Origin of the sequence: Lunatimonas lonarensis, from assembly GCF_000390185.1 — a bacterium.
In the GTDB taxonomy this organism is placed as follows: Bacteria; Bacteroidota; Bacteroidia; order Cytophagales; family Cyclobacteriaceae; genus Lunatimonas; species Lunatimonas lonarensis.
Map to the genome: position 1 here is coordinate 1 of NZ_AQHR01000073.1, position 15487 is coordinate 15487.

The 15487-nt window shown below is 47.7% G+C and carries 14 protein-coding genes and 1 tRNA gene; 8 read left to right on the forward strand and 7 right to left on the reverse strand.

Annotated elements, in window-relative coordinates:
• Positions 1-176 precede the first annotated feature (176 nt).
• The 3 genes from ADIS_RS11930 to ADIS_RS22995 form a co-directional block, all read right to left on the reverse strand.
• Positions 177-2045 carry a tetratricopeptide repeat protein gene (locus ADIS_RS11930; protein WP_010854777.1) on the reverse strand — a complete coding sequence of 623 codons (1869 nt, stop codon included), beginning with the start codon at positions 2043-2045 and terminating at the stop codon, positions 177-179.
• Positions 2046-2267: 222 nt separating this feature from the next.
• On the reverse strand, positions 2268-2396 hold the full coding sequence (locus ADIS_RS23570) for a hypothetical protein (protein ID WP_262493041.1): 129 nt from the start codon (positions 2394-2396) through the stop codon (positions 2268-2270).
• A gap of 5 nt (positions 2397-2401) precedes the next feature.
• Positions 2402-2551, reverse strand: coding sequence for a hypothetical protein (locus ADIS_RS22995; RefSeq protein ID WP_010854778.1), 150 nt, complete (start codon positions 2549-2551; stop codon positions 2402-2404).
• Positions 2552-2898: 347 nt separating this feature from the next.
• On the opposite strand from ADIS_RS22995, the gene ADIS_RS11935 reads away from it, so the two are divergent.
• Complete coding sequence (locus tag ADIS_RS11935; RefSeq protein ID WP_010854779.1) at positions 2899-3963, forward strand: hypothetical protein; 1065 nt, start codon at positions 2899-2901, stop codon at positions 3961-3963.
• A gap of 225 nt (positions 3964-4188) precedes the next feature.
• A complete protein-coding gene (locus ADIS_RS11940) occupies positions 4189-4914 on the forward strand; it encodes a helix-turn-helix transcriptional regulator (RefSeq protein WP_010854780.1) in 726 nt (241 codons plus the stop codon).
• A 191-nt stretch (positions 4915-5105) separates the two neighbouring features.
• Here the strand turns inward: ADIS_RS11940 and ADIS_RS11945 are convergent, their stop codons facing one another.
• Both ADIS_RS11945 and ADIS_RS11950 read right to left on the reverse strand, forming a co-directional pair.
• Positions 5106-5747, reverse strand: a complete 642-nt coding sequence (locus tag ADIS_RS11945) for an ERCC4 domain-containing protein (RefSeq protein WP_010854781.1) — start codon at positions 5745-5747, stop codon at positions 5106-5108.
• A 207-nt stretch (positions 5748-5954) separates the two neighbouring features.
• A tRNA-Arg gene (locus tag ADIS_RS11950) sits at positions 5955-6026 on the reverse strand.
• Positions 6027-6294: 268 nt separating this feature from the next.
• Here ADIS_RS11950 and ADIS_RS11955 point away from each other — a divergent pair.
• The 6 genes from ADIS_RS11955 to ADIS_RS11980 all read left to right on the forward strand — a co-directional run bounded on the left by ADIS_RS11955 (position 6295) and on the right by ADIS_RS11980 (position 11092).
• Positions 6295-6837: a 30S ribosomal protein S16 gene (locus ADIS_RS11955; RefSeq protein WP_035805780.1), complete on the forward strand. Its 543-nt coding sequence runs from the start codon at positions 6295-6297 to the stop codon at positions 6835-6837.
• Positions 6838-6851: 14 nt separating this feature from the next.
• Positions 6852-7382 (forward strand): ribosome maturation factor RimM, encoded by a 531-nt coding sequence (gene rimM, locus ADIS_RS11960; protein ID WP_010854783.1) that lies wholly within the window; start codon positions 6852-6854, stop codon positions 7380-7382.
• A 1-nt stretch (position 7383) separates the two neighbouring features.
• Positions 7384-8091: a tRNA (guanosine(37)-N1)-methyltransferase TrmD gene (gene trmD / locus ADIS_RS11965; RefSeq protein ID WP_010854784.1), complete on the forward strand. Its 708-nt coding sequence runs from the start codon at positions 7384-7386 to the stop codon at positions 8089-8091.
• A 72-nt stretch (positions 8092-8163) separates the two neighbouring features.
• Positions 8164-8532 carry a 50S ribosomal protein L19 gene (rplS, locus tag ADIS_RS11970; RefSeq protein WP_010854785.1) on the forward strand — a complete coding sequence of 123 codons (369 nt, stop codon included), beginning with the start codon at positions 8164-8166 and terminating at the stop codon, positions 8530-8532.
• Between the two features lie 92 nt (positions 8533-8624).
• Positions 8625-9170, forward strand: a complete 546-nt coding sequence (locus ADIS_RS11975) for a LemA family protein (RefSeq protein ID WP_010854786.1) — start codon at positions 8625-8627, stop codon at positions 9168-9170.
• Positions 9167-11092, forward strand: coding sequence for a DUF2207 domain-containing protein (locus ADIS_RS11980; RefSeq protein ID WP_010854787.1), 1926 nt, complete (start codon positions 9167-9169; stop codon positions 11090-11092). The genes ADIS_RS11975 and ADIS_RS11980 overlap by 4 nt, the downstream gene beginning before the upstream one ends.
• 60 nt (positions 11093-11152) lie before the next feature.
• Here ADIS_RS11980 and ADIS_RS11985 read toward each other — a convergent pair whose 3' ends face one another.
• Together ADIS_RS11985 and gldJ are read right to left on the reverse strand one after the other, a co-directional pair.
• Complete coding sequence (locus tag ADIS_RS11985; RefSeq protein ID WP_010854788.1) at positions 11153-13954, reverse strand: YCF48-related protein; 2802 nt, start codon at positions 13952-13954, stop codon at positions 11153-11155.
• Positions 13955-14117: 163 nt separating this feature from the next.
• Positions 14118-15335, reverse strand: a complete 1218-nt coding sequence (gldJ, locus tag ADIS_RS11990) for a gliding motility lipoprotein GldJ (protein WP_010854789.1) — start codon at positions 15333-15335, stop codon at positions 14118-14120.
• Between the last annotated feature and the right edge of the window lie 152 nt (positions 15336-15487).

Sequence of the window (15487 nt, forward strand, 5' to 3'; positions counted from 1 at the left end):
TTAGTACCTGTAACTTTTGGTCCAACAAATGGGGAGTATTATAGATGGATTATACCAATTCTTTAACTCCAAAAGTCAATCAAAGAATAATTTGTAAAATAAACAGTTAAAATATCTGTTCCAAATTAAATCATTCCTATTGCAGGGTTCCATTGTAAAAATAGTAAAAGTAGGCGTCATACGGACGAAACAAATCGGTTACGCCTTATCTTCAAGGTGTACCACGTTCCACCCTCGCTATTTACCGCGAGATCGGCTTTGATACTCCTTGCCAATTTGCCGATCAAATCTATCCCAATGCCTTTTGCCATCACATTCCTATCCATGCCCACTCCATTGTCACCAATTTGAAGAAGTAAAAAGGGCCCTTCATAAGCTAGGGAAACGCTGATTCTAGGTTCGGGCACGTTTGTAAACGCGTATTTAATGGCATTGGTCACAATTTCTGCTACAATCATTCCGCAGTTAAGAAGCGTGTTTACGGGAAAAAAAGCGTCTTCTTTGATCCTGACCTCGTAGTTGACATGGGCGAAACCAGAAGTGTCGAAGGCCTCTTTCAGACGATTGATCAATTCCTCCAAATACTCTCCAAGGGATACTTCGTCCTCTTTCTCGACACCATAGGTAAATTGCTGCAGCGAGGCTGCCGATAAAACGGCGGATTCGATCTGTTGCAGTTTTTCCTTGGATGCCGGGTCGGGTATGCTCTTTGCTGTCATCCGAAGGAGCGACTGTATACGCATCAAGAGGTTGTAGGTCGTGTGCTTGAGTTCAAGCTTTTGCATTTGTATATGCTGATTACTCTCTGCCAAGCGGCGGTTCAAACGGGAAAAAAAGAGGGTAATAAGGATAGCCGCCAGCAGGCTCACACCGAGAAATACCAGGAGTTGGACATGTTTTCTGGACTGCGCCCGCACGAGGGCCGCATCCTGCGCAAGCCGTTGGGCCACAAGTTCCTTTTCCCTCAAGGCATAGGCAGACTCTACCCGCTGTACCTCTAGCTGCTCGGATTGGAATACCTCTTCGCGAAGGCTAGTGAGCTCCTTAAAGGCCGTCAAGGCCGCTGGAAAATCGCCTTTACGCTCAAGCAGATCAACCTTTTGGGTCAGGTACTCGATTTGTAGGTTTTTGACGGTAACTGACTGGAGCAATGCTTCTGCCTGAAGTAGGTATTTCTCTGCTTCTGACGGCAAGGATCTTGCGAGGTACAATCGCGCGAGACTACTGTAACAGCCGACCAGTCCTTTTTTGTCTTCCAAAGCCGAATACAACTCCTCTGCCTTGGCTAGGTAGTCACTGGCAAGCTGTAAACTGTCTAGATCCAAGTAACTATCGCCTATGTTTTGGTAGTTTTTTACATAAGCTGTAGAATCCAACATTAGGGTTTGCTTTATCCGCAAGGACTGCAGGTTATAGATTAAACTACTGTCGATCTTGCCTTTGCCTGCTTGGCTAATCGCGATATTGCTCATGAGATAGGAGGCCATAAGGGTATCGCCATGCTGGTAGGAACGGTTGAGTCCTTCCCGGTGAAAGTCGATCGCCTTGTCCCAGTCGGCCAAGTTCTGGTAGGTGATTCCCATGGCATTTAGAATATTCGCCTCACTTTCCCAGTCGCCTGTCTGCCGTGCCAACTGAAGTGCCTCCTGATTTGCCTCCAGGCACCTTCCATACAACCCCAATTGCCTATATGCCATAGCAAGGGAAATCTGGGAGGTTATCCACTTCGTTGTATCACGAAGTTCCTGCGCGAGGAAAACAGCCCTTTCGTAATTTTGCGCGCTTTCAGGGTAATTCTGGCTTAGGTAGTACGAGTAGCCAAGGTTATTGTAGGTTTTTCGGGCGTTAGCGGAATGCTCCATCCAGCTGATTCGTCCGGTGAGATCGGAAAGAACAGCTATCGCTTCGGGAAAATTTTCCCTGTCCATTAGGTCTCCCGCCTGTTTGAACAGCGTGTCTGCCGGGATCGCCCTGCCCGGTTGCTGCGCCGGAGCGTCCGGCAAGGCCAAAAGGACGACGCCTAAAAACTGAAGTATCCGTTTCATTTATCTGTAACTAAACGATTCCCTGTAAAAAGCCTGAACAATATAGGCACGCACCTCGATAATTGAAAAAAAAGTAGCAAAGCAGGTGTTTTTTATGCTGACTGGTGAAAAAGAAACCCTAGTTGGCCAAAAACAACAAAGGGCTCCAAGGCACTCAACATGCCTTAGAACCCTTTGAAGTTTATTTCGTGAATACTGACTAAATCTTGATCTATCATCTATTTATGATTGAATGGAGCGATGCCCAGGTAGGCGGTGCCTATCCTTCGGAAATTCCTGACCCTGTCGGTTGACAAGCGGATACTTGGCCATCGTCTCGCTATGTTCCGCTTCGTATGTTTGCGATTCCATAGTTTTCAATCCCTTCCAGGAGGCAGTTTATCCTCCGGATCCTTGCGCATCTCCTTAGGCTGAACGCTATCCATTTCGTCTTTTGCTTTCAAAAGATCGCAGGACGCCAGCAATAAGGCACCAAGCAACACCGTGATTAATCCCTTCGTTTTCATCTCGATATGGGTTAATGGGTCGCGTAATCTGCCAAAAGGCCAAAAGGGGGAAACCGGAGATGCGTTCGTGTGATACCCCAGACTTTTCACCTAGGCACCTCCGTATGGATCGATCTACTTGGACTATATTCTGTTCATTTATTACATAAATCATTCACCTGCTTCTCGTGTGACTGCTATTAGTTCCCACTATCTACATATTGAAATAACTTATATATATCATTTTATTTAAGTGCGTATCATCATGTACTAATAGAAAGATACGGCTTTGTTTATTGGGGGTTAGTTATTATAATTGCCTTCATATTCTTGTCATTCTTATCCATTCTTAGAATAATTAATACCCCATGGAAATCGATAACTTTGTATTCGTGAACTTTTCAAATGCCGTCCTAAACGAGCTGAGAAATGAAATCCAGGAGAAAAACCAGTCGCAGCAAGCCGATTTTACCTACGATTTCCATGTCTGGATGTACCCCAATGAAAGCGGCGATTTCTTTCGGGAAAGGTTCACCACCACACAAAACGGAAAATATTTTTATGAAAAAAAACTTAGAGCAGAAAAGAACAAGACTGTTTCCACCTTTATTAAAGAAGAAATTTTTATTGAATTCTCGGAGTTTATCAAGCTCAGCATTCCTGAAAGCATCAATGCCCGTCACCTTAAGGGGAACCCCCAGCTGAAGGCAAAAATATATCTACAAAACTTCATCAAAACCTTTATGCCCGACTATGACAGGGACATTGTGAATAAATACCAGGTGATAGATGAAGAAACCGGACAACTCATCAGCGAAATGACAAACGAAAAACAACCTGCATACAAGCCCATCGATGAATCCTTGGAAAAAGTGGAGGGAGCCATACAGCGGTTTTTTAACCTGATATCCAGTAGTCAGGTGGAGGAAGCATGGAATTACATCAGCAAATCCTACCAAGACCGGGGATGGAACGGTGACCTACACCGTTTCGTGAAAGGATATGTCCACACCATCAGCATCGACAACATACACGTGTTTGACTTCAAAAAGAGAGGTGGGCAGGTGTGTACCTGCAAGGTTTTCTATGAGGATACGGTCATTCTCTTTTCTTCACTGGAGCTTGGAAATCTGCCAAGAATCACCATCGAGCAACTCGATCTTTTTGTTGACCAGGTGAAGAAAATCGGCGACGACAGTGTCAAATTTGATTTCGAGGGATTTCTGAGACTTCCCATCCAAAAATTATTCGACCCCACTGTTTCTGAATACACCTGGTATCTATGTAAAAAAGAACCGGACGAGATCCGTAGCCTGTTCCCACTAAAGGAAAAAACGGTGATTCCAAAGCTACTGGAATTTACCTGTGAATTGGCCAACGACCGGGTTACTTTCAAATCCATTGACCCAGTGCGGGTTGGGATAATCCGGTAAAGGACCTGCGAGGCCAGTCCTTTTTCTGATCGATCCATACAGGGGTGGCGTCCCGGTCAATTGGAGCTAGGTGATTTTAAGGTGCGCTGTTTGAGATCGGTCAATACTATGAAACCGCATCCTCATCCCTTAAGCGGCCCAATTCGTGAAGTAAATTTATCGAAATTAGTTTCTTGGCGTTTCTTGCTGTCCAAACCTACCGAACACCTCAACTAGAAACGCGACATGGAACCTTCAGACCACCACCCAGAACAACCTATCGCAGCGGTAATCCAGGCCCTTCGCCTACTGGGAAACGCGATACCCGGCATCAAAATCATCCAAAGAAGTGTGCCCTTCCAGAATCTCTACCTTTGCCCCAGAGGGGTAAAACACCTCAACCTATCAGAATCCTTCTTTTACCACCTCCCGCAGGAAGAAAGCAAAAAGATGGTGTTTGACCCAGCAGACCCATATACCTGCCTATTGGGGGTTCAGGATCCAGGTGATCCGTCCAAAACTGCCAAAAGTTTTTACATCCGACACGAACGCTTGCAGCAAGATCATCAGGTGGAACTGATCATCGTTCAGAACCTTTTCCCCTCCGGCCCTGAAAAACGAAGCTACCTGCTGCTGCAGATTATCCCGCTGAGCTTTCAGCCTTGGGCTATTCCCAAAATCAAACGCATGGCAACAGAAATGCACTTCCGAAAGACGCATCAGGGAAAGTTTAACCTGCTTTCCGATCGGAACAAAGAAGTGCTGTCCTTGATGGTTCGGTGCTTGAAAGCGGAGGAGATCGCTGACCACCTGTGCATTGGGGTGGACACCGTTAACTCCCATAAGAAACGCATCAAGGAAATGCTGGAAACCAACCGGAACGAAGACCTCTTCCAGTACGGGATGGCGTTTGACTTGCTGGCCGATGAAAATGGAAAGCGTGAGATTGAGTCCCACGACCTCTCGTCATAAAATAGATTCTTCTACCCCCTGCAATCCATTCGTTTAGTCCTGATCTCTACAAAAAGTTGAGACTATGTGGTATTGTTTCCTGCAAATCAGCCCTAACACCGGCCAGTTGACCCCTTGGCATTGCTAATATCGATGCCGCGAAAGCCTACACAATGGGCAACGCGATGGCAACCCAAAGGCACAAAAAAGGGTCAGCCAATCCCATCCTCCAAAAACCGTTTTATTCCGATGGCCTTTTTCGCGCCCAGTCCCGGTACATCCTGCAAGGCGGCCTGATCGGCCAGCAAAACCCGGGATAGGCAACCAAAATGTTCCAGTAAACGCTCAGCAAGAACCGGTCCCACGTCCGGCAGGCCCTGTAAAAACTGCGCTTTCTGCCGTATAGGTCTGCGGGGCTTCCGACCCAGTCTGGCACTATAGGGTCTGGACGCCAACTGCTGTTTACCAATGATATAAAGCATAGCAACCGTGTGTGCAGGCCCATCGGTGCGGATCACGGGGATATGCCAGGCAGTGCAAACTGAAATAATTGCGCCCTGAATGGCCTCGGTGGAAAGCTTGCCCGGCAGTTGAAAGGGGTTCCCCTCCAAGATCATTACCGGCCGAAAGCGGGATTTGGCAAGAAGGGCACATTGGTTGAAAAGGCGGTGGGAAACCAAGGATTGGGTGAAATCCACTGCAGTTTTCCGCTCCACCAGCAGCAGCTGATTCACCAGATAATCGCCCGCAAACAAGCGTACCGTATCTACGACACACCCTTTTTCGCGAAGCAACTCCGGTATTCCCGAAGGCCGCTCACGGTAGTCACAGGTAATTTGGACAGCATTCTCCATACCGGAAAATAATGGTTTTGAACCAAAAACAGTAACTTTAAAGGAAAAAGGTTATCAAATCCTACTAGCAGTGAGAAATTTCGCCGCTACGATCCAGTAGATTTCACAGTAGGATCGGTAGGCATGGATACCACGAAAAAGGGAGAGCCCCAAACTGATCCTGAAAAAAACAAAGCCCCCATCTACTGCCAGTAGGTGGGGGCTTTGTAGCCTCGACAGGAATCGAACCTGTATCTAAAGTTTAGGAAACTTCCATTCTATCCATTGAACTACGAGGCCATCTGTAGATTATGAGAGATTAGATCCTAGATGCGAGACATTTGGTATCTACAAATCACCTATTATCTACAAAGGGCTGGTTTCCGAATCCACTTTAAACCAGCAGGTTCCGAAAAGTCCCTCAAATCAGGCCGCAAGTTAACGCTTTCTATCCAAATCACGCAAATAATTTCACACTCATTTGCGCATTCCGACTATAATACGCTATCTTTGCAGTCCAAAAAAACAGATGGACGGGATCCATCAATTCACTAAATACCAATAAAATATGGCAGTTAAAATCAGATTAGCGCGTAGAGGTCGTAAAAAGATGGCCATCTATGACGTAGTAGTAGCTGATGCAAGAGCTCCACGGGATGGACGCTTTATCGAAAAGATCGGATCTTACAACCCGAACACTGACCCTGCAACAATCCACATCAACAATGACCGTGCATTGAAATGGTTATTGAACGGCGCACAGCCTACCGACACGGTAAAAGCCATGCTGTCCTACCGCGGTGTGATGTTGAAAAAGCACCTTCAGATTGGTGTACAGAAAGGTGCTATCACCCAAGAACAAGCAGACGAGAAATTCCAGGCTTGGCTAGGTGCCAAGGAGCAAACCATCGCCAACAAGGTGGATCGTCTGACTCAGGTGAAAGATGCTGCGAAGCGCGAGGCATTGGCCGCTGAAGCTGCCAAAAACCAAGCAAGGCTCGACGCTATCAAGAAAAGAGAAGAGGAAGCCGCCGCTGCTGCTGCAGCCGCAGAAGTAGAGGCAAGCGCCCCAGCTGAAGCCCCCGCTGAGGACGGCGAAGCACAGGCATAAAGTACCGTTCTGCCATGAACAAAAACAATTGCTTTCTACTAGGCCATATTGCAAAAGTTCATGGACTCCACGGGGAGTTGGTGCTTGCCTTGGACGTGGACTACCCGGAAGACTATGAAGAGCTTGAACACCTTTTTGTAGAGAAAAACAACCGCCTGATACCCTTCTTTCTGGAGCACATGGTGCCCCAACCTAATAACCGGTATCTGGCAAAGTTTGAAGAGTACGACCACGTAGACAAGGTCAAGGATCTGATTGGATCTGCACTTTACCTCCCGCTAAAAGATTTGCCCGAATTGGCAGCTGATCAGTACTATTTTCACGAATTGGTCGGCTGTCGTATAGTAGACGAAAAAGAGGGTGAGTTGGGGATTGTAAAGGTCATATATGACCTGGAAACACAGGATTTGATCGGGATGGAGTACCAAGAAAAAGAAGTGTTGATACCCATCCAGGACGGAATCATCCAACGAGTAGACAAGGCAGAGAAAAAAGTTTTCTGCCGCTTGCCGGAAGGCCTGATTGACATATACCTGAACGAGTAAGATGCGCATAGACATCATCACCGTGGTACCCAACCTGCTGCGAGGACCCTTTGACCATTCGATCCTGAAAAGGGCAGAACAGAAAGGACTTGCGAAAGTAGAGGTACACGACCTGAGGCCCTACGGCATCGGCAACCAAAAAAGCATAGATGACTATGCCTTTGGAGGGGGTGCCGGTATGGTTATGATGATTGAACCCATCGCAAACTGCATCGAAACGCTTCGAAGTCAGCGAACCTACGATGAAGTGATCTACATGACGCCGGACGGAGAAACCTTTTGCCAACCCGTGGCAAATGCCCTGTCCCTGAAGGAAAACCTGATCATTCTCTGTGGTCACTACAAAGGGGTAGACGAGCGGGTTCGTCAGCACTTTATCACCAAAGAGATCAGCATAGGAGACTATGTGCTTTCCGGTGGGGAGTTGGCGGCGGCCGTGGTAGCAGATGCGGTGATCCGACTGATACCGGGGGTGCTAAACGATGAGACCTCTGCACTTACCGATTCCTTTCAGGACGGGCTTTTGGCCCCTCCGGTGTATACCCGCCCGGCAGAGTACCACGGGATGAAGGTTCCGGAAGTGTTGCTTTCAGGTCATGCAGCCAAGATTGAAAATTGGAGGTTTGAAGAGTCGGTACGCCGCACGCGCCAACGCAGGCCCGATCTGATGGGGTCAAGCGCAGGCAACGAGGGCGGCAAGATTGATTAAGCAAAGAAAAACAGGGTAAGCCAAGCGCACCCTTTGAGTAATTTAAACGCGATACGCAAAAATATCAAAGCAATGAGCGAACTATTAAAAATCGTTGAGCAGGAATACAAGGATGTCCGGTCCAAGTTTCCCTCTTTCAAAGCAGGCGATACGATCAATGTACACGTGAAAATCACGGAAGGCAATAAAGAACGTATTCAGCAGTTTCAGGGAACCGTCATCCAACGGAAAAACCCTAACACCAATGGCGAAACCTTCACGGTACGTAAAGTATCCAACGGTGTGGGTGTAGAACGTATTTTCCCTATCATTTCTCCTGCCATCGAACAAATCGAGCTGTTGAGAGAAGGTAAAGTTAGAAGGGCAAGGTTGTTCTATCTGAGAGGTAGACAAGGTAAATCTGCGAAGATTAAAGAAAAAATCAGAGTCAAAAAGGACTAGGATAGGAAAGAGGCCATTCGGCCTCTTTTTTTTCGCCCCAAAATTGGGTAGTTTAAGAGAGCGTTTTCCAACACCCTATTTCCCAGCTCCTCATGAATATCCCATTGCTGTTCTTTATTGCCGTATTTCTTACCGTAATCTTTGTTTACAACCAACTGATTCGGCTTCGTAACCTGGTGAAAGAAGGCTGGAGCGGCATTGACGTGCAATTGAAGCGGAGGGCGGATTTGGTACCAAACCTGGTATCGGTCGTCAAGGCCTATGCAGTGCATGAGAGGACCCTGTTCGAAGAAATCACCCGGATAAGGAGCGAAGCCTTGCAACCACATACCGTAGAGGAACAGGGGCAGTCCGAATCCGCACTGACACGATCTTTGCAAAAGCTACTGCTGTTAGCGGAGGCCTATCCGGGCTTGAAAGCAGACAGCCATTTTTTGGAGCTACAGCGGGAGCTCGCCGCCGTAGAAACCACCCTGCAAAAAGCAAGAAGATACTACAATGGAACCGTGCGGGAACTGAATACTAAAATCGAAACCTTTCCACAGAATTTGATAGCAGGACTGTTTTCTTTTAAACCAGCGCCATTTTTCAGCCTTTCCAGCGATGCAGAGCGCTCAACCCCGGAAATAGAGCTATGATTGGTATAAAACACGTGTTAGCAGGGATCTTATCGCTGGTATGCCATGCGCTCCCTGCACAGGATCGGGAAGAAATCCTGAACTACCAAAGTGCCATCGAGGTCCGCATCGACGGTACCCTTCAGGTAACCGAGACCATCACGGTTAAAAGTCTACAACAGGCTATTCAGAGAGGGATTTTTCGAACCTTCCCGACGATTTATAGAGATGCCTACGGCAATCGCGTCAAAGTGGGGTTTACCGTGCAGGAAATCCTAAAAGACGGGCAACCTGAACCCTACGAGGTAAGTGCCGAGGGGGATTACAAAATCGTACGAATCGGTGATCCGGAGGTATTTCTACCACGCGGCAACCACACCTACACTATCTACTATACCACCAATCGCCAGATTGGCTTTTTCGAGGACTTTGATGAGCTCTACTGGAACATCATCGGGCCCGACTGGTCCTTTCCCATCCTACAGGCAGAAGCACGTATTACCTTGCCTCCGCAGGCCAGCATCATTCAGTTTGCAGGGTACGCCGGTGCCGTAGGGAACGATTCCTGCGACTGCGAACTGGAAAAAATCGCCGATCATATAGTAAGCGTGAAACTTAATAAAGTGCTAAACCCCAATGAAGCACTGACAGTTGCAGTTGCGTGGCCCAAAGGGATTATTCAGGAACCTACTGCCAACGAACAACGGCTGCGCTTTTTGGGAGACAATTCCGGCATCCTACTTGCCCTTTTGGGTCTCATCCTCGTTGTTGCCTATTACTTCTTTGCTTGGAGGCGGGTCGGCGTGGATCCAAGAAGAGGCGGTATATATCCCATCTTTGAGGTTCCGCAGAATTTGGAAGCATCCGCTGTCCGCTATATCTACAAAATGGGCTTTGACCAAACTTCGTTTACCGTTGCATTGGTTCAGCTTGCAACCAAAGGAATAATCCGGATTGAAGAAGCGAAAAGGAAGTTTTATCTCCACCTGCTAACGAGCGGGCAGGAAGCAAATCTGAATGCCTTCGAAGAATCCATCATCAACGCCTTGTTTCCCGAGGGATCCACCGTCATTCACCTGAACCAAAAAGAACATAAGAAGATCGACGGAGCACTCAAAGTACTTCAAGCCCATCTAAAAGCCCATTACCGAGAGGGTTATTTTCGGCTAAACCAAATTTGGCTGGCTCCCGGTATTCTCCTTTCGGTGGCTACCGTGATTTTGGTTTTTGTCGTGACCTTCCCGCTGCGTTTCGAAGAAGAGAGGATCTTTTTGATATTGGGAACCCTTGTTGCCACATTCCTCGCTGGCATTATCACTACCTTAGCCACGCAGATCTACCACGTAGTTCAGGGAGCTTCATTCAAGATGACCACACTGCTGGGAAATGTACTATCCCTTCTTTTTGTTCTTGCCCTGCCGGGATTTCTGATCTATCAATTTGGCGTCACGTTCGAGTATGGTATTCTGCTACTGTTTTTGGTGTTGGCAGCTATCAATCACCTCTTTTTTTACCTGATCAAAGCTCCTACGCCAGAAGGAAGGCAAGTGATGGATGAAATCGAAGGGTTCCGTATGTACCTGAATGCCGCTGAGAAGCCGGTGATCCAGGCTATGAACCCTCCGGGACTCACTCCGGAGGTCTTCGAAAAATACCTTCCCTATGCGCTCGCACTCGGAGTGGGTGAAGCTTGGGGCAAGAGCTTTGAAAAAAGCCTGAAAACCTATGAGCAATCCCCAAACAGCAGAACCAGCTATAGACCAAGCTGGTATGCAGGGTCGGCATTGGCCACCGGCAGCTTTACAGGTCTTTCCAAAGGGTTGGGTTCCGCCTTTGGCAACGCCTTGTACAATTCATCTTCACCCCCTGGATCCAAATCGGGCAGCGGAGGAGGGGGACGATCCGGTGGCGGAGGAGGTGGCGGCGGAGGAGGTGGCTGGTAAATCCCGAACATTCCGGCGATTAATCACATCTGCCGAATGATTGAACCATCGTCCTGCACGTTACCTCACCCAAAGACTCTTGGTGTACTCCTTAGTTCTTCCCCGTATAACTACCTGCAGCAATCCTTTCGGGAGATCCTTCAACGCCAACTCCTTCGATAGGCTGTCCAGTGTAAGGCTCAAAACTTCCTGACCTAAACTATTGTAAATCCGAATCTCGCGAACATCGGTGATTCCTGTCAACCGCACCGTTACATCTCCTTGGGATGGATTAGGAAAAATCTCAACCTCTGACGTAAAGTACTTATCTTCCATCGAAGTGATGAAATTGACGTTGACATCGATGCGTTGGTTGGGACCATCTTCGCAGGCATTAAAGGGGGTCACCGTCAGCGAATGGTCTCCATCTTGATTCCACCGAACCCGTACGCGGTTGGTACCCTGACCACTCAGCAGGATCCCTCCACCACTGAGTTCCCATTGGTAGTTGATGTCCTGAACAGAGGGAACTTCATAGTCGACATCCTGAAAACCAACCTGAGTGGAACCGGAAATAGCTCCTGGCCGGTTAGGTACTGTCATAACGCGGATCGGTTTTTGGGATGTCGGGCCCTGCCCGCAGGGATTGGTGGTCGAAACACGCAAGGTGTGATTGCCGAGGGTAGTCCATTCCACCTCTATGTTTGACGTGCCCTGTCCCCCTCGAATGATACCGCCGGTCACCTGCCACACATATTGGGTTCCAGGTATGGAATCGACATAGAATTCGGTGATGCCTCCACGGCATACCACGCCCTCCCCTTCGATAGGAGGTGCTACGTTGGGTTGGCGGGAAACCACTACTTCGAGGGCTGAGGTAGCTCCGTTCCCGCAGGAATTTTGTCCCCTAACCATTACTGCATTCCTTCCCGCTACCTCCCAATTGACCACGATACGATTGGAACCTTGGCCCTCCACAATAGTGCCACCGTCTACTCGCCATTCATAGGTAGTACCTGGTTCCTCTCCTTGCTGAATGGTATAAATCTGCCTACTAAGGCAGATATTGTTCTCACCGAAAATCGCAGTTGGTTGTGCAGGAACCTGACAAGTATATTGAAACATGAGCCCGTTATGCCCCACCGCATACCCCACATTCAAATCTCCAAAACTTAAACCGGTAAGATCCTGGAAAGTACCGGTCTCCAAACGCTCCCAGGTCTCTCCTCCATCAAATGTCCGAATCATCAACCCATTTCTGCCTGTTATAAAACCGACCGATTCATCCAAAAACTCCACATCAGTGAGATCCGATGTATAGGCTGTGGTGATCCTTCGCCAGTTAAGCCCCCTATTCGCTGTTTTAAGAATCACACCCTGATCGCCCACTAGAATGGCCGACTGTTCATCCAATAGCGTGATGGCCCTAAGATTTGCGGTTGTGGAGGTGGATATGCTGGACCAATTCGTCCCGTTCTCCGTACGCAGTAAATGGCCCCTATCACCAATTGCAATTCCAATGGCCTCCTCAAAAAAAGTGACGGCATGCAGGTCCAGTGTACCCTCTCCCGCATTGAGTACCGTCCAATTAATCCCGCGATTTACCGTTGAGGCCATAAAACCCCGTGCGCCAACTACAAAACCACGGTCAATGTTGAAAAAATGTATTCCGTTTATACTTCGATTTGTTCCTAGATTTAATGTCGTCCAGTTGGCACCGGAATTGGTTGTACTGATCAAATTGCCGTTTTCGCCGGATACATAACCCGCCGCTGCGGTTACAAAGTGTAATGCCTTAAAACTAAGCGACAGGTTTCGGGATCTATCGGTAAATGTGTTGCCACCATTTCCAGTGAGCAGTACCATTCCCCGCTCCCCTGTAATAAAACCACGGACGTCGGACGTAAACTGCACCGCTGTGAAATTACTGGACCTGCCCGATAGGCGGATGACCCAGCTGTTGCCTGAATTTGTGGAAGAGACCAAAAATCCACTATTGGCCACAGCAAAGACGTTGTTGCTTTCTTGCCGGAAATCTATGGCGTTAATGTCCTGAACCGTGCGGCTTGCAACTTGGATAAAGGAAAGCCCCGCATTGATAGTACGTAGCATCGTACCCCCTTTGCCTATAATCACGCCGATGAGCGGATTCGTGCGGTTAAAAGTAATGGCTGTGAAGTCCGTATCTATCCCACTATTGATAAATTGCCACGAGGACGCCCCATCCGAGGTTTTTATAATTGTCCCAAGATTCCCGACCGCATAGCCTTCATCTTTTGATACAAAGTAGATACCATTAAGCGAAACCTCATAATCCGTGGGGAGGCTGCTCCAGGTATTTCCGCCATCGAGCGTTTTTAACACGGTAGCCCCTCCCGTCGCAATGTACGCCGTCTGAGCATCGGCAAACGAAATCGAATTGAAATCATGATTGGATCCGGTGGGTACCATTTCCCAATTTTGTCCACCATTGGTGGATTTTATCAGCGTACCGCTTGCCCCGATCACCCATATCTGCGAAGAAGTTAGGAAAACCACATTTTTCAATGCCTTTTGGGAGGGCAACGTACGTCGCTGCCAGGTTCGGCCACCATTGGATGTGAGGAAGATCTCGCCCGCGGGACCCAGCACAATGCCCCTGTTTTCATCGTAAAAATCCATAGCAACGGCCCGTTCAGGTGTAGGGGCAGCCAATTCAGTCCAACTCAACCCCCCATCGACAGATCTAAGAAAAATATTCTCCCCACAGATATACCCAACCTCATTGTTGATCCACTTGATATCCGAATAGTCATTGCCCCACGACCCCACTCGCCTCCAACTCTGGGAAAAAGTCTGGAACGCCAACATCAGCAATACTCCCAAAAATAAAAACCGCACCATACAAAACCCTTAAAACAAGTCCATTACCCTACAAAAATAGAACTATTATTCACAAATAATAGCAAAAAACGACCACCAAGGCCTACTTTTGGGAGCATAAATAAAAAAACCGTACCGGAGGGATCCGATACGGTTTGTAATAAGGGTATTCAATACCTCCTAATTATCTATCTCTGCCACCCACGGCAATCATGGCGCACCTAAATCCAATATGGTTGGTAGCCGAATCCTGGTGAAGGAATCTTCTTGCCCCGGGGGATAACCAATAAGCTACATCTCTCCATGATCCACCCTTATAGACTCTGAATTCATCACTGATCATCGTCGTATTGTAATTGCTTGCATCATCGAAGACGCCATCTTTACGAAGCGGATTTAGGTCATCGAAGTCCTGAAACGATAGGGGTCGGTATACATCCTGCACCCATTCGTTCATGTTACCAGCCATGTTATATAGACCAAAATCATTCGCAGGATAGTTGTACACGTTGGTTGGAATGATATCCCCGTCATTGGAAATGGATCCCGCTATACCTGCATAGTCACCCCTACCTCGCTTGAAGTTCGCAAGAAAATCTCCTTGTCTTGACTTCCGTTTGATATTGTATGGGTTCCTTGGGCCTCTGCCGTCCCATGGATAGATTCGTCCATTTTCTTGGTTTTCATCCATGTATTGGGTACCGATCATCGCCTTCGCCGCATATTCCCATTCCGCTTCGTTGGGAAGCCTATAGTCAGGAAATACCGCGCCCCGCTCTATCAACTGACTTTGCGACAAAGCGGAGTCAAGCTTGTTTTGTTCTCTACTCAACTCGTTTACGTAGATAGTCCTCCAACGGGCATATACATTGGCTTGAGTCCAACTCACGCCCGCCACCGGATAAAAGTTAAAGCCGGGATAATTGAAGTAGTAGGTGGCATATACGTCGTTGTAGGACAACAAGCCATCCCATACCCTGTCATTTGGCTGGAGCTTGAGGACAGAATCAGCACTCACACGGGATTTCATATTGAACAAAAATTCCTTGTAATCCACGTTGGTGACCTCTGTCTCATCCATGTAGAAGGAAGCAACGGTTACTGTTCTTTCTATGTTGTCTCGAAAGCCCATGATATCCTGTTCCTGAGATCCCAAAACCGCCCGGCCGCCCTGAATGAACTTTAGCCTGGGACCCACCACCTCTTTGGGCAGTTTAAACACCTGAAATTTAGTCGTGTCGTCATTATTGAAACTGTAGACCGCACCGGTTGACGCGCTCACCTTTCCTGGACTACTCGCTGTCCTCCTATTGGACTGACTGCTACAACCATAAAAAAATAGCACCGACAACGAAAGCCCAAGAGCCGCTGCCAATGAATAAAATCCTTCACCTAATTTCATACGAAAATAGTTTGTTTGCACCTACAATAAAACGCTAATATATGATCTATAATATATTTAAGCAATAAACTTTTACAATGGATAGGCCCACAAATTGGACTTGCTTCACTTTTGGAACGAGAACATTCAACAAAACCGTCATGAAACGCATT

Coding starts and splice junctions, on each gene's coding strand:
- ADIS_RS11930 (WP_010854777.1), bottom strand. CDS start 2,045: ATGAAACGGATACTTCAGTTTTTAGGCGTCGTCCTTTTGGCCTTGCCG.
- ADIS_RS23570 (WP_262493041.1), bottom strand. CDS start 2,396: ATGGAATCGCAAACATACGAAGCGGAACATAGCGAGACGATGGCCAAG.
- ADIS_RS22995 (WP_010854778.1), bottom strand. CDS start 2,551: ATGAAAACGAAGGGATTAATCACGGTGTTGCTTGGTGCCTTATTGCTG.
- ADIS_RS11935 (WP_010854779.1), top strand. CDS start 2,899: ATGGAAATCGATAACTTTGTATTCGTGAACTTTTCAAATGCCGTCCTA.
- ADIS_RS11940 (WP_010854780.1), top strand. CDS start 4,189: ATGGAACCTTCAGACCACCACCCAGAACAACCTATCGCAGCGGTAATC.
- ADIS_RS11945 (WP_010854781.1), bottom strand. CDS start 5,747: ATGGAGAATGCTGTCCAAATTACCTGTGACTACCGTGAGCGGCCTTCG.
- ADIS_RS11955 (WP_035805780.1), top strand. CDS start 6,295: ATGGCAGTTAAAATCAGATTAGCGCGTAGAGGTCGTAAAAAGATGGCC.
- rimM (WP_010854783.1), top strand. CDS start 6,852: ATGAACAAAAACAATTGCTTTCTACTAGGCCATATTGCAAAAGTTCAT.
- trmD (WP_010854784.1), top strand. CDS start 7,384: ATGCGCATAGACATCATCACCGTGGTACCCAACCTGCTGCGAGGACCC.
- rplS (WP_010854785.1), top strand. CDS start 8,164: ATGAGCGAACTATTAAAAATCGTTGAGCAGGAATACAAGGATGTCCGG.
- ADIS_RS11975 (WP_010854786.1), top strand. CDS start 8,625: ATGAATATCCCATTGCTGTTCTTTATTGCCGTATTTCTTACCGTAATC.
- ADIS_RS11980 (WP_010854787.1), top strand. CDS start 9,167: ATGATTGGTATAAAACACGTGTTAGCAGGGATCTTATCGCTGGTATGC.
- ADIS_RS11985 (WP_010854788.1), bottom strand. CDS start 13,954: ATGGTGCGGTTTTTATTTTTGGGAGTATTGCTGATGTTGGCGTTCCAG.
- gldJ (WP_010854789.1), bottom strand. CDS start 15,335: ATGAAATTAGGTGAAGGATTTTATTCATTGGCAGCGGCTCTTGGGCTT.